Origin of the sequence: Sphingomonas jatrophae (assembly GCF_900113315.1) — a bacterium.
Lineage (GTDB): Bacteria > Pseudomonadota > Alphaproteobacteria > Sphingomonadales > Sphingomonadaceae > Sphingomonas_P > Sphingomonas_P jatrophae.
Window position 1 is genome coordinate 1,771,032 of sequence record NZ_FOZG01000001.1, and the last position, 22,185, is coordinate 1,793,216.

The window sequence follows — 22,185 nt, forward strand, 5'->3', positions numbered from 1 at the left end:
TTTCACACACGGCCGGTTTGCCAAGCCATCGCAGCGCCGGCCACCCTGTGGCACGGCTATAGGCCGGGAAGCGCGGCACATGCGCGACGATGGAGGGGAGCCCCGTGGCAGGTATATTGGCAGGAAAGACCGCGTTCATCACCGGCGGCGGCGGCGGCATCGGCAGCGCCTCGGCCCGCCTGTTCGCGCGCGATGGTGCGGCGGTGATGCTGATGGGCCGCAAGCAGGAGACGCTGGGCGCGGCCCGCGCCGAGATCCTGTCCGAATTTCCGGACGCCCGGATCGAGACCTATAGCGGCGACGCGCTCAGCACGGAGGACGTGCAGGAAGGCCTCGCGCGCGCCGCGGCCATCCAGGGCGGGCTCGACATCCTCGTGCCGACGGTGGGCGGCGGCGGCTTCATGCCGATCCTGATGCATACGGCGGACACGTTCCGCGAGCAGCTCGACATGAACGTGATCAGCTGCTTCCTCGTCGTGCGCTACGGCGTGCCGCTGATGAAGTCGGGCGGCGCGGTGGTCTGCATCTCGTCCACCGCCGCCGTCATGCCCTTCCCCTGGCTGGGCGCCTATTGCGCGTCCAAGGGGGCGGTGGAGCAGTTCGTCCGCACCGCCGCGGACGAGCTGGCGCCCGCGGGCGTGCGCGTCAACGCGGTCCGCCCGGGCATGACCCGCACCAACGTGACCGGCGCGATGTTCGACAATGATGCGGTGATCGCCCCCTTCATCGAACAGATGCCACTCGGTCGCGCGGGCGTGCCGGACGATATCGCGCAGGGCGTGCGCTTCCTCGCCGGGCCGGAATCGGGCTGGATGACGGGGCAGAGCTTCGCCGTCGACGGCGGGCACGAACTGCGCCGCAATCCGGACATGACGGCGACGGCACGCGCCATGTTCGGCAACGACGTGATCGATGCGGTGCAGCGGGGCGAAGCGCCGCAGACGGGCGAGGTGCGCGCCCGCACCGGCGCCGAAGCGGGCGTCGCCTGATGGCCGCTGCGGGAACCCCTGCCATGCAGGATTTCGCCGGCAAGGTGGCGCTGGTGACGGGTGCGGGCAGCGGCATCGGCCGCGCCACCGCCGAGCTGTTCGCCACGCGCGGCGCGTCCGTCATCGTGTCCGACGTTGCCGAGGCGGGCGGGCGCGAGACGGTGTCGCTGATCGAGGCAGCGGGCGGCGCCGCGCGCTTCATCCGCTGCGACGTGGCGGACGAGGCGCAGGTCGCCGCGCTCATCGCCGAAGCAATTGAAGCCTATGGCCGCATCGACCATGCCGTCAACAATGCCGGCATCGATCCGGAGCTGACGCCCGAGCCCGACTGGTCGATCGAGAAGTTCGATCGCATCACCGGCATCAACCTGCGCGGCGTGTTCCTGTGCATGCGGGAAGAGATCGCGCACATGCAGGCACGCGGCGGCGGCGGCACCATCGTCAACACCGGCTCGTTCGCTTCCTATGCCGGCGTGCCGAACAAGCCGGCTTATTCGGCCAGCAAACATGCCGTGCTCGGCCTCACCCGCTCGGCCGGGCTCTTTTATGCGCGGCAGGGCATCCGCATCAACGCGGTCTGCCCCGGCGGGGTCAAGACGGCGATCATGGCGGACAATCTCGGCGGCTTTGACGGCGGCGAGCAGATGGTGGCGGACAATCACCCGATCGGTCGCGTCGCCGATGCGGCGGAGATTGCCGATGCGATCCTGTGGCTGTCGGGCGCAGCCACCTTCGTCGTCGGCCACGGCCTGCTGATCGACGGCGGCCTCGCCGCGGGCTGAGCCCGCTCAGCCGATCCCGAGCGCCGCCAGCAGCGGGAAGGCGGCGGCGGGATCGGTGCCGCCCTTGCCGCCCGCAATCGAGCCCGTTGCCGGCAGGCCGTCGTTCGCCCAGTCGATCACGCGCGTGCGGTGCACGAAGCGCCAGCCGTCGGCCGTGCGGCGATAACGGTCGAGATAACGCCCCGCCGCTATATAGTCGCGCGTGCCCTCGCCGACCGGGATGACGTGCGTATTGATCGAGTAGATCTCGCCCTCCGCCTCGTCGCTGTCGAGGGCGTAGAGGCGGTTGCCCATGAAGTGGTGCGTCACCATGCCCGCGGTGGAGGCGGCGATCATCGCGACGAACGCGTCCCGCCCGCCGCTGAACATCGCGCCGAACTCCAGCGTGGCATCGTCGGTGAACAGGGACGCCAGCAGCGCCGCATCGCCGCGATCCACCGCCCGCGCATAGAGATCGACCAGCCGCGACAGCGCCGCCTCATCCTCCAGCCCGCGCCCGCTCATGCCGCGCTCACCATCACGCCCCAGAAGGTGACGGGCTCGGTGCCGTGATTGTACCAGGCGTGGCTGGTGTTGCGCTGGACGACGATGTCGCCAGGCCCGACGGTCGTCCGCCCCTCGTCCAGCACCAGCTCCAGCTCGCCCGAGACGATCATGACATAATCGATCGTGCGCGTGCGGTGAAAGCCGTCCTTGTCCAGCCCGTGAAAGCCGCCGCCCGCAACCTCCTCGCGCATCTCCGCCCAGGGCGGCAGCGTGACGAAGGTCGCGCGGCTGCCGCCTGCCGGCGGCTCCAGATCGGGCGAGGAGGAGGGCAGCAGCTCGGCCAATTCTAGTCCGAGCGGCGCCTCCCCCCATGTCCGCCACTTCTCGCTCTCCGCCACCTCCTCGTCGTGGAGGATGTAGGAGCGGCCGGCCTGATCATTGGCGGTGACGACGCGGCGGGGCATGATCTCTCCGGATTTCGGCTTTTCTATTTGCAGCAACCTTTGCGGAGCGCCCGCTCCTGTCAACCGCTCCGCTCGCTTGACGCGAGGCGCGGGACAAGGAAGGTGCGGCGCATGGCGCCACCGCTCACCACGCACCAGGCCGGGCTGCGCGATACCGCGCTGACCACGGGCTATGGCCTGTGGGCGGGGCTGGAAGTGGCGGAGTGGGCGCCTGCGCGTGCTGTCGTCGCCTTTCGCCCGCGGCCTGAGATGCTGACGCCGTGGGGCACGCTGAACGGCGGCGTCGTGTCCAGCCTGGTCGAGGTGCCGTCCTTCCTCGCGCTGCTGCACACGGTGGAGGATGGCGAGCTGCCCGTCACCAACGACATCTTCGTCCAGCACCTCCGCCCGCTGCCGGGCGACGCGCGCTACATGCTGACGGGCACGCTTCTCCGCCGCAGCCGCACGATGGCATGGACCGACGTCGTCGTGGAGGTGGACGGCGCGGCGCTGACGCTCGCGCGCATCACCAAGACGATGCGCAAGGCTTAAGCGGCGGCGGGCATCCGCTTCAGCGCGCGCAGCGCCAGGCTCCAGTGCAGGATCGACCAGGCGAAGATCAAGGCCGCCACCGTCAGCGCCCAGCGCAGGCCCGTACCCGTATTGCCCGTGCTGCGTGTGAAGATGTCGCTCAGCAGCCCGATGACGATGGGGCCGAGCGCCACGCCCAGCACGTTGGCGGTAACGATATAAACTGCGCTCGCCGTCGCCCGCGCGGCGAGCGGCGCCAGGCTCTGCGTCAGCGCGATGGACGGCGCCGTCCACAGCGCCACCAGCACAAGCGGGGCGAACATCGTGATCAGCGTCGCCTGCCCGCTGGAGGCGTAGAAGGCGGCGATGAACAGCGGAATGCTGAGCGCGAGGCCACCGATCGGCGCCCACAGCATGGCGTGCAGCCCGCGCGCGCCGAACCGCGCCGCCTGCCACCCGCCGAGCGACGTGCCGATCAGCCCCGACAGGCCGGACAGCAGGCCGAGGCCCAGGCCCACCTCCGCCAGCGACATGCCGTGTACGCGGATCAGCAGCGACGGCACCCAGCTGAAGATGGCGGTGGAAGCGAAGCTCGCCGCCGCGCTGCCCAGCACGACATGGACGTAAGCCGGCCGCCGCCACAGTGCCTTCACCGCCACGCCGAACTTCATCGGCTCGACCTTGTCGACCACGGCCGTGCCCACCTCGGATTCGCCGCGCGCCGGCTCGCGCGCCAGCAGCGCGAAGGCGGCGGCGACGACGATGCCGGGCAGGCCAACGACCATCAGCGCGGTGCGCCAGTCGTAACGCTGCGCGACGAAGCCGCCCACGGCCATACCCGTCATGATGCCGATGGAGATGCCGAGCGAGAAGATGCCCATCGCCCAGGGCCGCTTGCGCACCGGATAGAGGTCCGACAGCAGCGAGTGGGCGGCGGGGGTAAAGCCCGCTTCCGCCATGCCCACGCCCATCCGCGCGACGATGAACTGGCCGAAGCTGCGCGTCAGCCCGCAGGCCGCGGTCAGGATACTCCACAGCGCGGTGATCGTCGCGATCAGGCGCACGCGGTGCAGCCCGCGATCCACCCAGCGCGCGATCGGGATGCTCATCGCGGTATAGAGCAGGCTGATCGACGCGCCCGTCAGCAGGCCCAGCTGCCAGTCGAGCAGCTTGTAATCGGCCTTGATCGGCTCCTGCAGGATGACGACGACCTGCCGGTCGAGATAGTTGAGCGCGTAGATCAGCGTCATCATCGCCAGCATCAGCGTGCGGCGCCAGCCGCCGCGATCGGCGGCAGGCGTCCTGCTTTCGACGACAGGTTCGCTCAGCGCACCGGCCTCCGGCGCCAGGCTGGCTTTCAGCATCATCCTCGCCTTATTCGTGTGGCACGGCGCCGAATGCCGGTCCTTCGAGGCGGCACCATCCGCCGCGGCGGCGCATGGTCAATCGCACCTCCGGAGCCTTCCGGATAGACGGAAGCCCGCACTCCGGCAGGCGGCAGCGGCGGCAAGGCGTGGAACGGAGGGCGGCAGGGGTCTGGGGAGAAAGGGCGACATGCGCATCCTCGTCATCGGCGCGACGGGCTATCTCGGCGGACACCTCGTCCGCATGCTGGCGGGCGGGGACTACGCCGTCACCGGCCTGTCGCGCAGCGGGACGGGCGATGCGCGCATCGTGGCGGCGGGCGGCACGGCGCTGCGCGGTGACCTCGTCGATCTCGCGCCCGTGCTTGCGGCGGCGGAGGCGCACGATGCCGTGATCTATACGGCCCAGCTGCTGCTCCAGCCGGAGCATGACGCGATCGCCGCGCTGATCGCCGCGCTGTCGGGCCGCAACAAGACGCTGATCTTCACCAGCGGCACCGGCCTCCTCTCCCAGCGCACAGACGGCGAATGGAGCGAGGACAGTTTCGGGGAGGACGAGCCGTTCGTGCCCTCCCGCTATATCGGCTTCCGCCTCGTCACCGAGACGCTGGTGCGCACCGCCGGGCATGGCGGGCAGCTGCGGGCGATGGTGGTGCGACCGTCGATGATCTGGGGCCATGGCGGCTGCGGCCATCTCGCCCGCTTCCACCGCGATGCGGACGAGCATGGCGATGTCGGCTATGTCGGCCGCGGGCTGAACCTGTATTCCAACGTGCATGTCGACGATCTCGCCACGCTCTACGCGCTGGCGTTGGAGCGCGGGCAGCCGGGTGCGCTCTACCATGCGGTGGCGGGGGAGGAGAATAACCGCACGCTGGCCGAAGCCGTCGCACGCGCGCGCGGCTTGCCTGCCCGCTCGCTCAGCATCGGCGAGGCGATCGAGCGGTGGGGCAAGTTCACCGCCTTGGTCGGCATGGCGACGTGCAGCCGCTCACGCGCGCCCCGCAGCCGGCGCGAGCTTGGCTGGCAGCCGACCCAGCCCGACATCCTGACGGATGTCGACCACCCGGCCTATCGCGCCACCTGAGCCCTGACGAAGCCCGCCATTGCCGCCACCGCATCTTCGGTCGCGGGGCTGTCGGGCGCGAGCAGCGGCCAGACGTGGCCCATGCCCGCTGCGACGTGCAGCGTCACCGCCCGGTCCGCCAGCGCGAGCTTCGCGGTAAAGGCCAGCGCCTCGCCCAGCAGCGTCTCGTGCCCGCCCGCGAGCAGCAGCATGGGCGGCAGCACCGCCGGATCGGCATGGATCGGCGAGGCGTGCGGATCGTCCGTCGACTGCCCCGCCAGGTAGAGCCCGGCACAGTCCAGCACGACCGCGCGGGAGATATAGGGATCGCGCGCCGCATGGCTGTCATAGGTCGCATCGCGCGCCGCCAGATCCAGCATCGGCGACAGCAGGATCGCCCCCGCCGCGGGCATGCCCGCCGCCTGCGCCACCTGCGCCACCGCCGCGGCGAGCCCCCCGCCCGCGGAATCCCCCGCGACGATCACCGGACCGTCCGCCACAAGCGTGCGATACACCGCCACCGCATCGTTCAGCCCGGCCGGGAACGGATGCTCGGGCGCGAGGCGGTAGAACGGCAGCACCACCTGCACCCCCGCCGCCGCCGCGATCCGCCTGGCGAGCGCGATATAGGCGACGGGCGATCCCATGCGGTAACCGCCGCCATGCAGCCACAGCAGTGTCGGCCCGTCGCCTATGACGAAGCAGCGCCGGCCGCCGATCACGCGCTCCTCCGGCGGATCGACGGGCATCGTCCCCGCCGCGCGCGCACGCCGCGCCAGCAGATCGTCGGAGGCGGGCACTCCCTCCCGCTCCGGCGGCAGCGCCCCGCCGGTCACAGCACGAACACGCCGCGCGCCAGCTTGCCCGCCTCAAGATCGTGGAAGGCCTCCTCATACTGGTCGAGCGAATAGCGCTTGGTCACCAGCTCATCGAGCTTCAGCGCGCCATTCTTGTAGAGCGCCAGATAGGCCGGCATGTCGCGGTGCGGCCGCGACGAGCCGTAGCGTGCGCCGATCACCGCGCGATCGACGAAGCCTAATTGGCCGATCGGCACCTCCAGCGTCGCGCCCGCGCGCGGCGTGCCGACGATGACGCAGGTGCCACCCCAGCCCAGCGTGTTCATCGCGCTGCCGAGCGCCGCGACGCTGCCCGAACATTCGAACGCCCAGTCGACCCCGGCCGCAGACGGGTTGAGAGCATCGGGCAACAACGCCTTGATCTTGGCCGCAACGTCGCCATCCGACGCGTCGACGAAATCGGTCGCGCCGAATTCGCGGGCCATGCCCTCGCGCGCTGGCAGCAGATCGACCGCGACGATCCGCGCCGCACCTGCCAGCTTCAACCCCTGGATCACGTTCAGGCCGATGCCGCCGATGCCGAACACCGCCGCCGTCTGCCCGGCGGACACGTCCGCGCGGTTGATGACGGAGCCGACGCCGGTCAGCACGCCGCAGCCGATCAGGCAGGCGAGATCGAGCGGGATGGCGGGATCGATCTTCACCGCCTGCTGCTGCTTCACCACCGTCTTCTCGACGAAGGTGGAGGTGGCGGCGAAGTTGGAGACGGGCGCGCCGTCCAGCATGAACGGCTCGGTCCGGTTGCCCAGCGTCTTGCGGCAATGCGTCGGCCGCCCGCTCTCGCAATGCGCGCACTGGCCGCAATAAGCGAGCGTGTGGAGCGCGACGTGATCGCCGGGGGCAAGCTCCGTCACGCCCTCGCCCACCGCCTCGATCACGCCTGCGCCCTCATGCCCCAGCACCGCGGGAGCGGACCAAGGGATGGTGCCGTTCACGACGGACAGGTCGCTGTGGCAGATGCCGCTGGCGGCGATGCGCACCAGCACCTCGCCCGGCCCCGGATCGCGCACGCTGAGCGCGTCGGTAAAGGCCATCTTGCCCGGGCCTTCGTAGATCAATCCTCGCATCATGCTCTCCGCTGGCGGCCGCGCGCTTATGACAGGCTCAGATCGTCCCACTCCACCACCGTGCACATGCGGTGGAAATCGGGGCTCAGCCACGGCGCATTGACCTGCAGGCGGCCATGCGCGGCGTTGACGTAGTAATTCTTGTCCACCCCGCCCTCGCGCGTCAGCTGGAGCAGGTTGGCGGCTTGCTGGTCGAGCGCGCGATTGTAGCGCTCGAACGCGTCCTGCTTCACCTCGATGCGGCTCTTGCCCTCCTCCAGCATCCGCATCACCGCCTGCGCGGCATAGGAGGCCCAGACCATGTACCAGGCGGGCAGGCCGGTGCCGCCCGACAAGGGCTGCGAATTGGGGCCATAGATCATGAACATGTTGGGGAAACCCGGCACCATCTCGCCGAGATAGGCGCGCGGCCCGTCGCCTTCGTCCCACGTCGCATGCAGATCGCGTCCGCCCGCGCCGGTATAGCGGGCGGGGGCGAGATACTTCACCACGTCGAAGCCGATGGCGGCGACGATCACGTCGATCTCGCGCTCCGTGCCATCCTCGGTGACGACGCCCGTCTCCGTCACGCGCACGATCTTGTCGGTGACGAGCTCGACATTGTCGCGGGTGAGCGCGCGATACCAGCCATTGTCGACCACCGGGCGGCGCGAGAAGGGCGCATAATCGGGCACCAATTTGTCGATCAGGTCCTGCCGCCCGCCGGTTTCCTTGTGGATATAGCCGGTCAGCATGTCGCGCAGCGCGTCATTGGCCTGGTTCACATGGCCGCCCTTGGCCTGCCATTCGGGGTCGGGCACCTGAAGGTCGTGGATGTCGAACAGGGCGGCGGTCGCCATGTAGCGCCACCAATTCTGGTAGGCCGGGAAGTTCTCGATCAGCCAGGCAAGCTCTGGCTCCACCGGCGCGCCATATTTCTCGCGCGGGCTGATCCACTGCGGCGTGCGCTGGAAGACGGAGACGTGCGCCGCCTCGCGCGCCAAGGCCCCCAGGATCTGCACGCCGGTCGATCCGTTGCCGATCACCGCCACCCGCTTGCCCGCGAGATCGAGATCCGCCGGCCACTTGGACGGGTGGACGATCCGCCCGCGGAAAGTCTCCACCCCCTCGAACGCCGGCTCGCGCGCATTGGCGAACACGCCCGATGCGGTGATGACGATGTTCGCCTCGAGCATCTTCGGCCCGTCCGGCGTCGCCATCTCCAGCACCCAGAGGTTGCGCGCCTCGTCGAAGGTCGCGCTCTGAAGGTCGTGCGAGAAGAGCGTGTTGTCGTGCACGCCATATTTGCGGCTGACGTGCGCGAGGTAGTTCCGCACCTCCTCGCCGCGGCCGAAATGCTCCTTCCAGCGATAACCCTTCTCGAAGCTGAACTCGTAGGTGACGGAGGGCGTGTCGACGCGCACGTCGGGATAGCGGTTGATCGTCCACGTGCCGCCCACCTCGGGCTGCCGCTCGATCACCGTATAAGGCAGGCCGAGGATCTCGCACTGCACGCCCGCGGCAATGCCGGAAAAGCCGCTGCCGATGATGGCGATGCGGAAACCCTCGGGCACGGGCGGCTTCTCGCCCTGCCAGTCGACGGCGAAGGGGAAGCGGCGGAAGCCCGGCAGGTCGCGCCGCGCGGCAAACTCCATGTCGCTCATCTCCTTGCCCGTCGCCAGCGTCATCAGCGCGCGCAGATCGTCCTCGGCGGGCTCGGCCACCTGCTCGGTCGAGGCATGACGCTCCAGCCATGCGGCGGCGCGGTCGATCAGCAGCGCGCGCTGCGCCTCGTCCAGCCTGGCGGCGGGCGGCAGCGCCGCGATCTCCGGATCGCGCGTGTGCTGATAGAGCGCGAGGCGCACCGCATTGAGGTCCGCCAGCTCCATCGCGCGGCGGATGAACGCCGGCTCCACGCCCGCCTCGATCGTCATCGCCTCCATGCCGCCCCGCGCCTCCTTGTTGCACCGCATCGTCGCCATGGCGGGCAAGCGCGGCCACCGGAACCCGTGCGGGCGCCTGTTCCGAAAGGGCGGAAAGCGCCCCGCCCGCTTTGACCGATGCGCCCCCGGGCGGGCAGCGGCGAGGGCGATAGGGCCGACGCACCGGCCGTGGGGAGGACAGCGTGGAAAGCAACGAAGCGCGTTACAGCACACCGAACCTGCCGCGCGAGGCGCGCGCGATCCGCCTCGGCACCCTGCTGTTCACCATGGTGGAGCCGCGGCCGGGGCACGAACTGGCCTATAATCGCTGGTACGAGCGCGACCATTTCTACAGCGGCTGCATGATCGGCACCTATACGCTGGCGGGCAACCGCTTCGTCGCGACGCGCGAATGCAAGGCCAAGCGTTTCGGCACGGTCGAGCGCGATCTCGCCAAGGGCTCGTTCCTCGCGCTCTACTGGATCCTCGACGGGCATCATGCCGAATGGGATGCGTGGGGCGTGAAGCAGGTCAATGCGCTGCATGCCGAAGGCCGCATGTTCAAGGAGCGCGACCATATCCACACCGGCATGTACGCCTATGAGGCCGAATATAATGCGCCGGGCAGCACCATGCCGATCGAGCTGGCGCTGGACCGGCCTTACGGCGGTGTCGCCGCCTTCATCATCGCGCCGGCAGACGGCAAGAGCCGCGCCGACATTGCGGCATGGCTGGAGGGCGTCGACTCGCCCGGCGACGTCGCCCTGCTCGCATCCCCCGTGCCGCTCGACCCCACCCGCCCCGCCGACGTGCCCGCGAGCGAGGGCAATCACGTCGTCCTCGTCGCCTTCTCGGTCGAGGATCCGTGCGCGGTGTGGGACGAGCGCTTCGCCCCCTTCGGCCTCGCGATCGAGGCTGCGGGCGTCGGCCGGATCGAGTTTGCCTCGCCGTTCAAGTCGGTCGTGTTCGGCACCGACACCTATGTGGACCAGCTGTGACCGCGCCGCTGCTGGACGGCCGCGCCATCCTGATCAGCGGCGTCGGCCCGGGGCTCGGCCGCAAGCTGGCGCTGCAATGCGCTGCGCAAGGCGCGCGGCTGGCGCTGGCCGCCCGCTCCGCCGCCTTCCTCGATGAGGTAGCGGCGGAGGTGCGGGAGAGCGGCGGCGAGGCGGTGACGATCCCGACCGACGTGTCCGATCCCGCCGCCTGCCGCGCGCTGGTGACCAAGGGGGCGGAGGCGCTGGGCGGGCTCGACGCAGTGGTGAACAGTGCCTTCCGCTTCACCGCCGACCGGTTCGAGGAGGCCGATCTCGACGGCTGGCGACAGGCGATGGCGGTCGCCTGCTTCGGCGGGCTGGAGATCGCGCAGGCGGCGCTGCCGCACCTCAAGGCGTCGCGCGGCTGCATCGTCAATGTCAGCACCGTCGGCACGCGGCTCGGCTCGGACGGGTCGGGCGGCTACAATATCGCCAAGGCCGCGCTCAACATGGCGACGCGCCAGCTGGCGGTGGAGCTCGGGGGCCACGGCATCCGCGTCAACGGCGCGCTGATGGGCTGGATGGCGGGCGAGCCGCTGCGCCAGAGCTTCGCCTCACGCGCCGCCGCGCGCGGCGTTTCCCCGGAGAAACTCGAGGCCGATCTGGCGCAGGCCATTCCGCTCCGCCGCATCCCGACCGACGACGAATGCGCCGGCGCGGTGATCTTCCTCCTGTCCGATCTTGCCGCCGCCGTGACGGGCGCGCTGCTGGACGTGAATGGCGGTCAGTATATGGCGAACTGATCGGGGAGGAGGCGCGATGCGGTGGAAGCGGCGGCCGGAGGGATCGAACTGGGGCGATTTCGGCCCGGACGACCAGATCGGGCGGATGAACCTGCTGACGCCCAAGCGCCGCCTCGCCGCGGTGCGTGAGGTGACGGAGGGGCTCGCCTTCACGCTCAGCCTGCCGCTCGACCATACGGGCGCGGACAATCCGATGCGCAAGCCCCCGCGCCTGTTCGCCGAGGTGGTCGAGGGCGATCCCGCCTACAACCAGACGCTGCGCATCGGGGATGCCGCGACGTGCGACGTGATGTGCGACGATGCCGTCACGCTCTACACGCAATATTCGACGCAGTGGGATTCGCTCGCCCATTGGGGCCAGCAGTTCGATGCGGACGGCGACGGCGTGGCCGAGAAGGTCTATTATAACGGCTACCGCGCGGGCGAGCATCTGGTGGCGCCGGCGGGTGCCCACGGCCCCGCCGCGCACGCGCTGGGGATCGAGCGGCTGGCGAGCGCGGGGGTGCAGGGCCGCGGCGTGCTGGTCAACCTCAAGGCGATATACGGCACGGAGCGGCGCTGGATCGGCCATGACGAACTGATGCGCGCCATCGACGCGCAGCGGATCGAGGTGCGGCCGGGCGATTTCCTGCTGCTCCACACCGGCTATGCCGAGGCGATCCTCGCCCAGGGGCCGGTGCCCGACATGGCGGTGCTGGACCGCACCGGCGCGGTGCTGGACGGGCGCGATCCCCGGCTGCTCGACTGGATCGACGCGAGCGGCATCGTCGCCATCTGCGCCGATACGGTGGCCGTAGAGGGCTATGACTGGGCCAACCCGCCGCGCGACGGCAGCACGATGCTGCCGATCCACGAACTCTGCCTGTTCAAGCTCGGCATCCATCTTGGCGAGCTGTGGGACCTGCACGACCTGGCCGACTGGCTGCTCGCGCACGATCGCCACGCCTGCCTGCTCACCGCGCCGCCGCTCCGCCTGCCGGGTGCGGTGGGATCGCCGGTGACGCCGATCGCGACGGTTTGAGGGAGGAGCGCGTGTCGGGTCAGTATGACGGCAAGGTCGCGTTCGTCACGGGCGCCGCGACGGGCATCGGCCGCGAAACCGCGCTCGCCTTCGCCGAGGCCGGCGCGCGCGTCGCGGTGGTCGACTGGAACGCCGTGGCGGGCGAGGAGACGTGCCACGCCGTTGCCGCGCGGGGCGGCGAGGCGCTGTTCCTCCGCTGCGACGTGGCGCAGACCGATCAGGTCGCGGACGCGGTGGCGAAAACGGTGGAGCGCTTCGGCCGGATCGACTGCGCGTTCAACAATGCCGGCGTTGCGGCCCGCGGCGTGCCCGTGCACGAGATGAGTGAGGCGGACTGGGACCGCACGGTCGGCATCAACCTGAAGGGCGTGTGGGCCTGCCTGAAATATCAGTGCGGGCAGATGCTGGCGCAAGGCGGCGGCGCGATTGTCAACACCTCATCCATCATGGGCGTGGCGAGCGGGCCGGGCCTCGCCGCCTATTCGGGCTCGAAATCGGGCGTGATCGGGCTGACCAAGGCCGTCGCGCTCGATTATGCGCGCTTAGGCATCCGGGTGAATGCGGTCTGCCCCGGCGGCATCGGGGAGACGGGTATCACTTCGGCGGCGGAGAACCTTGCCGACATGGCCGCGCTCGCGCAGGCGACGCCGATGGGCAAGCTCGGCGAACCGCGCGACATTGCCGAGGCGGTGCTGTGGCTCTGCTCGCCCGCGGCCAAGTTCGTGACCGGGCAGGCGCTGGTGATCGACGGCGGCTTCACCGTGTGGTGAGAAGGCTCATCCCGCCGGCTCGATCCTGATCGCGGCGATCCGGCCATCCCTGATGCGGTAGCGGCCGACGAGGTCGAGCGTGATCGTCTGCCCCTTGGCGAGGCGCTGCCCCATGAAGTCGGGAATGTCCTCCCGGGCGGTGAGGCGATCGGTGATGCGCACGGTGGCGCCGTCCGCGTCCGCCGCGATCTCCACCGGCTCCATGCGGTCGACGAACAGGCCGATCATATAGGCGTAGGTGGCCAGATAAGCGTCCCGGCCGCGCTGCTCGCCTGCGGCCGAGGTCAGCACCACGTGGTCGTCAAGCAGGGCCCCCAGATGCGCCGGATCCTCGGCATTGTAGGCGGCGTAATAGGCGCGCATCGTCTCTTCCGACATAATGCTCTCCCTCGATCAGCCGGCGGACAGGAATTCGGCATAGGCCGGGTGGTGCGCCAGCAGGCCGCCGTCAACCGACACGATCTGTCCGGTGATGAACGCCGCCGCGGGTGAGACGAGGAACAGCACCGTGGCCGCGACGTCCTCCGGCAGCCCGAGCCGCGGGGTGAGGTGGTTGCGGCGGTAGATGTCGATTTGCTGAGGGCTCACGTTGGCGGTGAGCGCGGGCGTTTCCATCACCCCCGGCGCGATCGCGTTGCAGCGTATGCCCTGCTTGCCGTGCAGCGTCGCGACATAGAGCGTCAGCGCGTTGAGCCCGCCCTTCGACGCGCCATAGGCCGGGCGCGACAGATCGCCGACCAGCCCCGAGGCCGACGAGGTGTTGACGATCGCGCCGCCGCCGCGCGCCAGCATGTGCGGGATGGCATGCTTGCACCCCAGCATCGGCCCGCGCAAATTGACCGCAAACGCCTCGTCCCAGACGGCCACGTCCATCGACACGATGTCGCGGTCGCGCGCCATCAGCGTGGGCGACGAGGCGGCGGCATTGTTGTGCAGGATGTCCAGCCCGCCGAAGCGTGCGACCGTCGCCGCGACCATCGCCTGCACATCCTCCTCGCGCGCCACGTCGCAGGCGATGCCGAGCGCCGCCCCGCCCGCCGCCTCGATCTCCCCGGCCACGCCGCCTGCACGCGCGCCATCGAGATCGGCGACGGTCACCGCCGCGCCCGCCCGCGCCAGCAGCAGCGCCGTGGCGCGGCCGATGCCCGATCCCGCGCCCGTGACGATGGCGACCTTGCCCTCAAGCACCTTGTCCACGTTTAACCCTCCTTTTTCCGGAGCGGCGCAATTGGTGCGCACCGGTCGATCGAAACGGCGAAATCAGGCATCACCCCGTCCGAAGCCGCGCAAGCGACGCGGATGATGGAGAGGCGGATGGAGCACGACATCCTGGTCATCGGCACGGGCGCGCCCGAAACGCGCGGCATCGCCGACGCGCTGGAGGCGCGGATGGTGACGCTGGAGCCGGGCGGCGCGGCCGGCTGGCGGGCTGCGCTGGATCCCGAACCGCCCGCGGCGACGGTGATCGTCGCGCTGTTCCACCCGCTCCACCCGCCCGAGCCCGCCGTCGTGCTCGATCCCGCGACATGGGCGGCGCGGAGCGACGGTCCGCTGCTCGACTGGATGGTGGCGCTGGGCGGCGCCGCGGCGCTGTGCGCGGACGGTGGCGCGATCCTCGCGGTGGTGGACGAGGTGCCCGCGCTCGACGCGGCAGGCATGGCGCCTGAGGCGGGCGTGGCCGAGGGCGTCGCCGCCTTGGTCCGCTCGCTCGCTCTATCCGAGGGGAAGCGCGGCGTGCGGGCGAACACCGTCTCGACGCCCTTCCGGCTGATGCGCAAGCCGCCTGTGCTGCCCCCACCACCGCTCGCCGGCTTTCCGGGCACGTTCGAGGGGGACGTGCTGGAGAGCATCCGTCTGCTTCTCTCGCCGCACGCGGCACATTTCAGCGGGCATGTATTTCCGGCGGATCGGGGGCGGTCATGGTGAGCGGCACGGACAGTCACGTCGTCCTCGTGACGGGAGCGAGCGGCGGCGTCGGCCGCGGCATCGCCATCGCCTGCGGCCAGGCCGGCTGGACGGTGTGGATCGCCGCCCGGCGCGCCGCCGAGGGCGAGGCGGTGGCGGACGAGGTGACGGCGGCGGGCGGCGCGGGCCGCTTCGTCGCGTGCGATGCGGGGGACGACGCCTCGGTGCAGGCCGCCATCGCCGCGGTGATCGCGCGCGACGGGCAGCTGGACGGCGCGGTCCACAATGCGACGAGCGGCCTCTCCGCGACGAAGCACGGGCCGCTTGCCAGCTACGGCGTGGCGGACATGGAGGATCAGATTGCCGTCGGCGTCCGCGGCGCCTGGCTGCTCGCCCGCCACGCCTTTCCGCACCTGAAGGCGACGGGAGGCGCCCTGCTGGTGCTGACCTCCGAGGCGGGGTTCGAGGGCAAGGCGGGCCTGCCCGTCTATGCCGGGGTGAAGGCGGCGCAGCGCGGCTTCCTGCGTGCGCTGGCGCGCGAGTGGGGGCCCGAGGGCGTGCGCGTCAACGGCCTCGCCCCGCTCGCCACGACACCCGCGCTGGTGACCGCCTTTGCGCACGATCCGGAGATGGAGAAGCGCGTGATGGGCCGCAATCCGCTCGGCCGGCTGGGCGATCCGGTGCGCGATATCGGCGGCGCCGCGCGCTTCCTGCTGTCGCGCGAGAGCGCCTATGTCACTGGCCACACGTTGATGGCGGATGGCGGCGCCTGCCCGGTGACCTGAGGGCCGGCTCACCGCACGACGAGGTCGAGCGTTTCCGGCCCATATTCGAGGTGATGCGCGACGCAGCGCCACTCAAAGCCGGGCGCGAGGGCGAGGCCGCCGGGCGGGAAGCGCGCGATCAGTTCCTCCAGCACGACGCGGCCGATCATGCGCGTCAGGTGATTGCCCGTGCACAGATGCGCGCCGAAGCCGAAGGAGAGGTGCGCATCGCCATTGCTCCGGTCCAGCCGGAAGCTGCCGGGATCGTCGAACACGTCCGGATCGCGGTTCGCCGCGTGGATGCCCAGCATCAGATGCTCGCCCTTGTGCACCGGGCAGCCGCCGATCGCGCCATCCTCGCGCGCGGTGCGGAACAGGAAGGCGACCGGCGGCTCGAAGCGCAGCGACTCCTCGACCGCGGCGGGGATCAGCGCGGGATCGTCGCGCAAGCTCTGCTGGAAGGCCTCGTCCGCGACGAAGCGGTAGGCGAGGTTGCCGAGCATGTAGCTGGCCGACAGCGAGCCCGACAGGATGTTCACCATCAGCGTGCGGACATGATGCGCGCCGATCCGCCAGCCATCCTCGTCCCGCGCATGGACCATCGTGGCGAGCAGGTCGTCCGCCCCGCCCGGCCCCGCCACCTCGCGCTCGGCGATCAGCGCATCGAGCATCGCGGCGAATTCGGGAAAGGCGCCGGCAATGCCGTCGCCCCGTTCGGTGCGGCCGTGCGACGGCCATGTGCTGTGCAGCAGCTCGTTGCACCATGCCATCGCCTGATCGTGCAGTTCGTCCGGCACGCCCATGGCGTGGGCAGAGACGGAGCCCGGCAGCGGGATGGCGAGCGCGGTCATCAGGTCGCCCCCGCCCGCTTGGGCGAACCGCTCCAGCCGGCGGCGCACATTGGCGCGCGTCCACGGCTCGGCGGCGCCGCCCGCCTTCAGCGTGAAGCCGCGCATCAGGATGCGGCGGATGCGCGGGTGGAGCGGCGCGTCCAGCTCGCCAAGGAAGCTCTCCTCCACCGGCACGGTGACGCCCGGCGCGCGCATGTCGCCGACCGAGGAGTAGCGGGCGATGTCGCGAAAGGCGTCGCGCGTGTCGCGCCAGCGCGTCGTCAGCACGAGGTTCTCGGCGGGGCGGCAGACGGGGCGCGCAGCGCGGATGCGGTCCATCAGCGCGAAATCCTTGGCTTTCGCCGGATCCTGCGGGCTGAAGGCGAAGTCGGTATCGACCGGCGGCACCGTCATGCCTGCAACCTCCGGATCGGGGCGGCGGCGAGGCCGCGGGTCGGCACCAGCTGGTTGCGCACCACCCCCGCCTCGTCGACCTCGTAATCGGGCATGACGTCCAGCAAGGCGGTGAGCGCCACGCGCGTCTCCAGCCGGGCGACGGCGGCGCCGAGGCAGGTGTGGATGCCCTGGCCGAAGCTCCAGTGCGTCTTGACGCGCGGGCGATCGAGATCGAGCCGTTCGGGATGGTCGAACACCGTCTCGTCATGGTTGGCCGCGCCGTAGAGAATCAGCACCTGATCACCCGCCGGGATGGTGACGCCGTGCAGCGTGACATCGCATGTGGTGGTGCGCGCCAGCCCTTGCACGGGCGAGACGAAGCGCATCAGCTCCTCCAGCGCCGCAGGCCAGCGCGACGGATCGGCGACCAGCTTGCGCCGCTCCACCGGCCAGCGGCCGAGCGCGAGCGCGGCATTGGCGATCATGTTCATGGTCGTATTCTGCGACGCATCGTGGAGCAGCGAGCAGAAGCCGGCAATCTCCGCATCGCTCAGCTCCACGCCCGCTTTGTCGTGATGGAGGATCTCGGAGATCAGATCGGCCCCGCGGTGGCGGCGGCGCTCGGCCACCAGCTGCTTCCAGTAAGCGTCCATCTCGCCATAGGCGGCGAGGGCTGCGGGGCTGGTGAAATCGTTGCCGGCCAGCGTATCCATGTTCCAGCGCAGGAAGCGCGCGCGGTCCGCCACGGGCAGGTCCATCAGCGAGCACATGGTGAGCGTCGGGATCAGCTGGGCGAAATCGGTCGCGACGTCGAGGCGGCCGTCCTGCACCCGCTCGTCCAGGATGTCGCGGGCGGCGCGGGCGACGGCGGGCTCCAGATCGGCGATGCGGCGGGGGGTGAGGATGCGCGAGAGGATCGCGCGCAGCTCGTCGTGGCGCGGCGGGTCCATGTTGAAGATGTTGGGCGGAATGAGGCTGATGTCGGTATCTATCAGCGTGCCCTTGGCAGAGGAGAAGCGCCGCCAGTCCTTCAGTGCCATGTCGACGTCGGCGGCGCGGCTGAGCATCCAGTAATGCGGCCACAGGCGCCCCTGCGGCGTGGCATGGCGATAGACGGGATGATCGCGCCTGAGCACGCGGTAGGCGGCGAAGGGATCCTCATACCAGCGGGGATCGAACGGGTCGAAGTCGAACGCATCCGCGTCCGCCATATCCTGCGCCAGCGCCGTCTCGGCCATCGCGGTGCCTCTCCTGCCCGGCGGCGCTGCTACGCCTGCCTCAAGCCCCAAGTCATAGGCAGGGCATGCCGCCTGCCGAACCCTGAAGCGTTCCGGCAGTTCGGAAAAAGCGCGATTTCCGCGCGGCGGGTCAGTAGCCGCGGAAGTGCGGCGGGCGCTTCTCCATGAAGGCGCGCGCGGCCTCCTTGCCGTCGTGCGACAGGCTGAGACCCGCATTGGCCGCCGCCTCGCTCGCCATCGCCTCCTCGAACGCGCAGGTCTCCGCGGCGTTGAGGTTGCGCTTCATCGCGGCATAGGCCGCGGTCGGCCCCTGCGCGAGGCGGCCTGCCAGCGCGGCGACCTCGGCGTCGAGCGCCTCGTCCGCCACCAGTTGCGTGACGAGGCCGATCGCGAGCGCACGCTCCGCATCGATCTTGTCGTCGAGCAGGAACAAAGCGCGTGCCTGCGCCGGGCCGACCAGTTGGGTGAGCAGATAGCTGCCGCCCGGATCGCCGCAGCGGCCGGCGCTGGCGAAGGCGAGCTTGAAGCGCGCGCTGAGGGAGGCGACGCGCAGGTCGCACGCGGCGGCCAGCACCATGCCGCTGCCGGCGCACGGGCCGCGGATGGCGGCGATGGTGGGCTTGGGCATCCGCTTCAGCAGCATCGGCACCTGCGCGTGCAGCATCATCTGCGCTGCCGCCTCGTCCGCACGCCATTCGCGATCCGGATCGCCGCTGCCCGACAGGTCATAGCCCGCGCAGAAGCCGCGCCCCGCGCCCGCCAGCACGACGCAGCGCACCGCCCCGTCCGTCGATGCCGCCTGCAATGCGGCGAGCAGCGCCTCCAGCATCTCCTCGGTCAGCGCGTTCAGCCGATCCGGCCGGTCGAGCGTGATCGTCGCGACGCCATCCGCGACTTCGCGGCGGACGCTCATGACCGCCCCTTGATCGCGGACATGCCAGCGACCACCCACTGCCCCGTCTGCGCATAAGCGGAGGCGTGGCCGAGCTGGTGGATGTCGAAGCAGCTCTGCAGCGCCGCCTGCTGGCCCATGATGTCCATCGTCTGATTGACCGCGCGCTTGGCCATGGCGAGCGCATGGGGGTGCATCTGCGCGATCTCGCCCGCCAGCTTGCGCGCCTCCGCCTCAAGCTCGGCCAGCGGCACGACGCGGTTGACCATGCCGCGCCGCTCCGCCTCGTGCGCGTCGATCGGGCGGGCGGTGAACAGCAGCTCCTTGGCCTTGCGCGGGCCCAGTTCCCACGTGTGGCCGTGATATTCGACACCGCCAATGCCCATCATCACAACGGGATCGGAGAAGCGGGCATTGTCCGCCGCGATGATCAGGTCGCACGGCCAGGCGAGCAGCAGCCCGCCTGCGATGCACGCGCCCTGCACCGCGGCGATGGACGGCTTCGGAATGTCGCGCCAGCGCCTGGAGAAGCCGAGATAGAATTTCGCCTCCCACTCATGGATGCCGAGCAGGCCGCGCTCCGGGATGGTCTGTTCGATGCGCTGGAATGCGCCGGTGGCGATCGCCTCGGGGCTGACATCGTGGCCGGCGGAGAAATGCGGGCCCTCCGCGCGCAGCAGGATGACGCGGACCTCCTCGTCCTCGGCCGCGCGTTCCCATGCGGCGTTCAGCTCCTCGAGGAATTGCTGGTTCTGCGCGTTGCGCGCCTCCGGCCGGTTCAGCGTGATCGTCGCGACGCGGTTCTCCACCGCATAGAGGATATAGTCTGCCACTCGCTCTCTCCCTGGTCTCCGGCCTGCGCCGCGGCAGGCCCCACCGCCACGCGCCACCGCCGGCCTTCCGCATGGTCGGAAAGCGCAGGCGGCCAAATTGACAAGCCGCGGCGCCCCGCCCGAAGCCCGCGCCCATGAACCTGGATCTCACCGACGAACAGCGCCTGATGGCGGACACGGCGGAACGCTTCTTCCGCCAGGCGGATACGCTGGCGGAGGCGCGCCGGGTCGGCGGCGGCGTGTCCGGCACGCTGTGGCAGGCGGCGGCCGAGGCCGGTTTCCTGACGATGCGCGTCGGCGAGGCGGAGGGGGGCCTCGGCACCGGGCTGATGGAGGCGGTGCTGGTGTGCGAGGCGGCGGGCCGCGCGGCCGCGCCCATCCCGCTGGCGGACGGCATCGCCGCGGCCCGGCTGCTCGGGGCGCTGGGCGGCGAGGCGGCGGCGGCGCGGCTGGCGGCGCTGGCGCAGCAGCCGCTCGCCTTTGCCGAGCCGCAGGTGGACCGGCTGATGCTGGCGGGCGAGGCGGTGATGCTGCGCGCCACAGACGGTAGCGAGGTGACGCTGGCGGAGGAGGCGCGCGCTTCGTTCGAGGCGGCGCAGGCGGAGCGCACCCTGCTGCGCGCGGCCTGGCTGGTCGGCGCGGCGACGCAGGCGATCGAGCTTGCCGCGGCCTACGCCACCGAGCGCAAGCAGTTCGACCGGCCGATCGGCTCCTTCCAGGGCGTCGCGCTGCCGCTCGCCGATGCGATCACCGACATCGAGGCCGGGCGCCTGCTGGTGTGGCGCGCCGTCTGGGCGATCGCCGCGGGGCGGGACGATGCCGCCTCGACCGTCGCCATGGCGGATTGGTGGCTGGCGACGGCGGCGCGCACCGCGGTGCGCCGGTCGCTCCGCACCTTCGGCGGCTACGGCCTGTCGATCGAATATGACATCCACCTCTATTTCCTCGCGATCAACCGGGTCGCCCTCACCGACGGCGATCCGGAGGGACGGCTGGCGCTGGTCGGGGACCGGCTGTGGGGCGGCGCCACCACTGCGCTGCCGGAAGCGGGCGAGCCGGGCATCGATCTCGGCTTCGGCGCCAAGGCGGAGGCCTATGCGGCGGAGGTGCGCGCCTTCTTCGCCCGCGCGATGACGCCCGAGCTGAAGGCCAAGGCGCATCACGGCACCGACGGCCACGATCCCGCCTTCCACAAGGAGCTTGCCGCCGCCGGCTTCGCCTATCCCGACTGGCCGGCGCAGTGGGGCGGCGAGGGCCGCAGCGCGATGGAGATCACCGCGCTCGGACGCGTGTTCGAGGAGAATCGCTGGACCCGCGTGCCGATCGGCTGCACCAACATGGGCGCGCGGATGGTAATGAAGTTCGGCTCGCCCGAGCTGCAGGACGAGGTGCTGCCGCGGCTGGCCTGCGGCGACGCGCTCTCCTGCCTCGGCTTCACCGAGCCGGAATCGGGATCGGACATGTATGGCGCGCGCACCCGCGCGGTGCGCGACGGCGACGACTGGATCATCACCGGCCAGAAGATGTTCACGACGGGCGCGCACCTGTCCAGCTACGTCCTGCTGATCGCGCGCACCGATGCGGACAAGCCCAAGCACAAGGGGCTGACCATCTTCTTCGTGCCGATGGATCTGCCCGGCGTCTCCATCCAGCCCGTCCACACGCTGCAGGACGAGCGGACCAACATCACCTTCTACGACGAAGTGCGCATCCCCGACCGCTACCGCCTGGGCGAAGTGGACGGCGGCCTCAAGGTCATGGCCGCCGCGATGGAGATCGAGCATGGCGGCGAAGGCTATCACATCCACCATCACAGCCTGATGGAAGCGGCGCTCGACTGGGCGTTCGCGCCGGAGGGCAATGCCCGCCCGATTGACAACCGCGCGGTGCGCGCGCGGCTGGCGAAGGTGGCGACGCATCTGTCGCTGGCGGACCTGCTCTGCCGCCGCGCAACCAAGGCGGGCGAGGCGGGCACGCTGACCCGCGCGGGCGGGCCGATGGCCAAGCTGTTCGCCACCGAAAGCTACATGGCGGATGCCGCCGATCTGGTCGCGCTGACCGCCCCCGCCTCGCTCACCCATGCGACGGCGGCACTGGCGGAGATCGAGGAATTCCACCGCCAGTCGATCGGGCAGACCATCTATGGCGGCACCAGCGAGGTGCACCGCACGATCATCGCGCAGCACGCGCTGGGCCTGCCGCGCTCCACCTGACGGAGGGGCGTTCCACGTAGCCGGAAGCGACCCGGCCGGCGTTGACCCTCCGCGGCC

Annotated in this window: 23 protein-coding genes; 11 read left to right on the forward strand and 12 right to left on the reverse strand. The window is 70.6% G+C overall.

The window, feature by feature from the left end; translation table 11 throughout:
• Positions 1–104 precede the first annotated feature (104 nt).
• Positions 105–989, forward strand: coding sequence for an SDR family NAD(P)-dependent oxidoreductase (locus BM360_RS08290; protein ID WP_242653363.1), 885 nt, complete (start codon positions 105–107; stop codon positions 987–989).
• Positions 989–1,771: an SDR family oxidoreductase gene (locus tag BM360_RS08295; RefSeq protein WP_242653364.1), complete on the forward strand. Its 783-nt coding sequence runs from the start codon at positions 989–991 to the stop codon at positions 1,769–1,771. The genes BM360_RS08290 and BM360_RS08295 overlap by 1 nt, the downstream gene beginning before the upstream one ends.
• A gap of 6 nt (positions 1,772–1,777) precedes the next feature.
• On the opposite strand, the gene BM360_RS08300 is transcribed toward BM360_RS08295, so the two are convergent.
• On the reverse strand, positions 1,778–2,275 hold the full coding sequence (locus BM360_RS08300; RefSeq protein ID WP_093313236.1) for a nuclear transport factor 2 family protein: 498 nt from the start codon (positions 2,273–2,275) through the stop codon (positions 1,778–1,780).
• A complete protein-coding gene (locus tag BM360_RS08305; protein ID WP_093313238.1) occupies positions 2,272–2,721 on the reverse strand; it encodes a cupin domain-containing protein in 450 nt (149 codons plus the stop codon). Before BM360_RS08305 ends, BM360_RS08300 begins: the two co-directional genes overlap by 4 nt.
• A gap of 111 nt (positions 2,722–2,832) precedes the next feature.
• On the opposite strand from BM360_RS08305, the gene BM360_RS08310 reads away from it, so the two are divergent.
• Positions 2,833–3,252 carry a PaaI family thioesterase gene (locus BM360_RS08310; RefSeq protein WP_093313240.1) on the forward strand — a complete coding sequence of 140 codons (420 nt, stop codon included), beginning with the start codon at positions 2,833–2,835 and terminating at the stop codon, positions 3,250–3,252.
• Here BM360_RS08310 and BM360_RS08315 read toward each other — a convergent pair.
• A complete protein-coding gene (locus BM360_RS08315) occupies positions 3,249–4,595 on the reverse strand; it encodes a spinster family MFS transporter (protein ID WP_165611246.1) in 1,347 nt (448 codons plus the stop codon). The two genes, BM360_RS08310 and BM360_RS08315, sit on opposite strands and share 4 nt — an antisense overlap.
• 190 nt (positions 4,596–4,785) lie before the next feature.
• On the opposite strand from BM360_RS08315, the gene BM360_RS08320 reads away from it, so the two are divergent.
• Positions 4,786–5,682 (forward strand): NAD-dependent epimerase/dehydratase family protein, encoded by an 897-nt coding sequence (locus tag BM360_RS08320; protein ID WP_165611247.1) that lies wholly within the window; start codon positions 4,786–4,788, stop codon positions 5,680–5,682.
• Here the strand turns inward: BM360_RS08320 and BM360_RS08325 are convergent.
• Genes BM360_RS08325 through BM360_RS08335 form a run of 3 tightly spaced genes read right to left on the reverse strand, consistent with a single transcriptional unit; the run spans position 5,667 to position 9,546 of the window.
• Positions 5,667–6,497, reverse strand: a complete 831-nt coding sequence (locus BM360_RS08325; protein WP_093313244.1) for an alpha/beta hydrolase fold domain-containing protein — start codon at positions 6,495–6,497, stop codon at positions 5,667–5,669. The genes BM360_RS08320 and BM360_RS08325 overlap by 16 nt on opposite strands.
• Entirely contained in the window at positions 6,494–7,576 is a 1,083-nt protein-coding gene (locus BM360_RS08330) for a Zn-dependent alcohol dehydrogenase (protein ID WP_207544547.1), read from the reverse strand. The genes BM360_RS08325 and BM360_RS08330 overlap by 4 nt, the downstream gene beginning before the upstream one ends.
• Before the next feature lie 35 nt (positions 7,577–7,611).
• Entirely contained in the window at positions 7,612–9,546 is a 1,935-nt protein-coding gene (locus BM360_RS08335; RefSeq protein WP_093313246.1) for a flavin-containing monooxygenase, read from the reverse strand.
• A gap of 143 nt (positions 9,547–9,689) precedes the next feature.
• Here BM360_RS08335 and BM360_RS19555 point away from each other — a divergent pair, with 143 nt between their 5' ends.
• Genes BM360_RS19555 through BM360_RS08350 form a run of 4 tightly spaced genes read left to right on the forward strand, consistent with a single transcriptional unit; the run spans position 9,690 to position 13,057 of the window.
• On the forward strand, positions 9,690–10,484 hold the full coding sequence (locus BM360_RS19555) for a hypothetical protein (protein WP_165611249.1): 795 nt from the start codon (positions 9,690–9,692) through the stop codon (positions 10,482–10,484).
• A complete protein-coding gene (locus tag BM360_RS08340; RefSeq protein ID WP_165611250.1) occupies positions 10,481–11,266 on the forward strand; it encodes an SDR family oxidoreductase in 786 nt (261 codons plus the stop codon). Before BM360_RS19555 ends, BM360_RS08340 begins: the two co-directional genes overlap by 4 nt.
• Positions 11,267–11,282: 16 nt before the next feature.
• Positions 11,283–12,287 (forward strand): cyclase family protein, encoded by a 1,005-nt coding sequence (locus BM360_RS08345; RefSeq protein WP_093313250.1) that lies wholly within the window; start codon positions 11,283–11,285, stop codon positions 12,285–12,287.
• 11 nt (positions 12,288–12,298) lie between these two features.
• Entirely contained in the window at positions 12,299–13,057 is a 759-nt protein-coding gene (locus BM360_RS08350) for a glucose 1-dehydrogenase (protein ID WP_093313252.1), read from the forward strand.
• A gap of 6 nt (positions 13,058–13,063) precedes the next feature.
• Here the strand turns inward: BM360_RS08350 and BM360_RS08355 are convergent, their stop codons facing one another.
• Both BM360_RS08355 and BM360_RS08360 read right to left on the reverse strand, forming a co-directional pair.
• Positions 13,064–13,435, reverse strand: a complete 372-nt coding sequence (locus tag BM360_RS08355) for a nuclear transport factor 2 family protein (protein ID WP_093313254.1) — start codon at positions 13,433–13,435, stop codon at positions 13,064–13,066.
• Positions 13,436–13,450: 15 nt separating this feature from the next.
• Positions 13,451–14,254 carry an SDR family NAD(P)-dependent oxidoreductase gene (locus BM360_RS08360; protein WP_093313256.1) on the reverse strand — a complete coding sequence of 268 codons (804 nt, stop codon included), beginning with the start codon at positions 14,252–14,254 and terminating at the stop codon, positions 13,451–13,453.
• A gap of 117 nt (positions 14,255–14,371) precedes the next feature.
• Between BM360_RS08360 and BM360_RS08365 the strand changes: the two genes are divergently transcribed.
• Together BM360_RS08365 and BM360_RS08370 are read left to right on the forward strand one after the other, a co-directional pair.
• Positions 14,372–14,983, forward strand: a complete 612-nt coding sequence (locus tag BM360_RS08365; protein ID WP_093313258.1) for a Rossmann-fold NAD(P)-binding domain-containing protein — start codon at positions 14,372–14,374, stop codon at positions 14,981–14,983.
• Entirely contained in the window at positions 14,977–15,747 is a 771-nt protein-coding gene (locus tag BM360_RS08370; RefSeq protein ID WP_093313260.1) for an SDR family NAD(P)-dependent oxidoreductase, read from the forward strand. Before BM360_RS08365 ends, BM360_RS08370 begins: the two co-directional genes overlap by 7 nt.
• 8 nt (positions 15,748–15,755) lie before the next feature.
• Here the strand turns inward: BM360_RS08370 and BM360_RS08375 are convergent, their stop codons facing one another.
• From BM360_RS08375 to BM360_RS08390, 4 genes are all read right to left on the reverse strand, one after another.
• Positions 15,756–16,970, reverse strand: coding sequence for a cytochrome P450 (locus BM360_RS08375; RefSeq protein ID WP_093313262.1), 1,215 nt, complete (start codon positions 16,968–16,970; stop codon positions 15,756–15,758).
• On the reverse strand, positions 16,967–18,190 hold the full coding sequence (locus BM360_RS08380; protein ID WP_165611251.1) for a cytochrome P450: 1,224 nt from the start codon (positions 18,188–18,190) through the stop codon (positions 16,967–16,969). Before BM360_RS08380 ends, BM360_RS08375 begins: the two co-directional genes overlap by 4 nt.
• Positions 18,191–18,320: 130 nt before the next feature.
• Positions 18,321–19,103: an enoyl-CoA hydratase-related protein gene (locus BM360_RS08385; RefSeq protein WP_093313266.1), complete on the reverse strand. Its 783-nt coding sequence runs from the start codon at positions 19,101–19,103 to the stop codon at positions 18,321–18,323.
• Positions 19,100–19,915, reverse strand: a complete 816-nt coding sequence (locus tag BM360_RS08390) for an enoyl-CoA hydratase (RefSeq protein WP_093313268.1) — start codon at positions 19,913–19,915, stop codon at positions 19,100–19,102. The genes BM360_RS08385 and BM360_RS08390 overlap by 4 nt, the downstream gene beginning before the upstream one ends.
• A gap of 134 nt (positions 19,916–20,049) precedes the next feature.
• On the opposite strand from BM360_RS08390, the gene BM360_RS08395 reads away from it, so the two are divergent.
• Positions 20,050–22,128, forward strand: a complete 2,079-nt coding sequence (locus BM360_RS08395; RefSeq protein WP_093313270.1) for an acyl-CoA dehydrogenase family protein — start codon at positions 20,050–20,052, stop codon at positions 22,126–22,128.
• Positions 22,129–22,185: the final 57 nt, after the last annotated feature.

Coding starts and splice junctions, on each gene's coding strand:
- BM360_RS08295 (WP_242653364.1), top strand. CDS start 989: ATGGCCGCTGCGGGAACCCCTGCCATGCAGGATTTCGCCGGCAAGGTG.
- BM360_RS08300 (WP_093313236.1), bottom strand. CDS start 2,275: ATGAGCGGGCGCGGGCTGGAGGATGAGGCGGCGCTGTCGCGGCTGGTC.
- BM360_RS08305 (WP_093313238.1), bottom strand. CDS start 2,721: ATGCCCCGCCGCGTCGTCACCGCCAATGATCAGGCCGGCCGCTCCTAC.
- BM360_RS08310 (WP_093313240.1), top strand. CDS start 2,833: ATGGCGCCACCGCTCACCACGCACCAGGCCGGGCTGCGCGATACCGCG.
- BM360_RS08315 (WP_165611246.1), bottom strand. CDS start 4,595: ATGCTGAAAGCCAGCCTGGCGCCGGAGGCCGGTGCGCTGAGCGAACCT.
- BM360_RS08320 (WP_165611247.1), top strand. CDS start 4,786: ATGCGCATCCTCGTCATCGGCGCGACGGGCTATCTCGGCGGACACCTC.
- BM360_RS08335 (WP_093313246.1), bottom strand. CDS start 9,546: ATGGCGACGATGCGGTGCAACAAGGAGGCGCGGGGCGGCATGGAGGCG.
- BM360_RS08345 (WP_093313250.1), top strand. CDS start 11,283: ATGCGGTGGAAGCGGCGGCCGGAGGGATCGAACTGGGGCGATTTCGGC.
- BM360_RS08355 (WP_093313254.1), bottom strand. CDS start 13,435: ATGTCGGAAGAGACGATGCGCGCCTATTACGCCGCCTACAATGCCGAG.
- BM360_RS08365 (WP_093313258.1), top strand. CDS start 14,372: ATGGAGCACGACATCCTGGTCATCGGCACGGGCGCGCCCGAAACGCGC.
- BM360_RS08370 (WP_093313260.1), top strand. CDS start 14,977: ATGGTGAGCGGCACGGACAGTCACGTCGTCCTCGTGACGGGAGCGAGC.
- BM360_RS08375 (WP_093313262.1), bottom strand. CDS start 16,970: ATGACGGTGCCGCCGGTCGATACCGACTTCGCCTTCAGCCCGCAGGAT.
- BM360_RS08380 (WP_165611251.1), bottom strand. CDS start 18,190: ATGGCCGAGACGGCGCTGGCGCAGGATATGGCGGACGCGGATGCGTTC.
- BM360_RS08385 (WP_093313266.1), bottom strand. CDS start 19,103: ATGAGCGTCCGCCGCGAAGTCGCGGATGGCGTCGCGACGATCACGCTC.
- BM360_RS08395 (WP_093313270.1), top strand. CDS start 20,050: ATGAACCTGGATCTCACCGACGAACAGCGCCTGATGGCGGACACGGCG.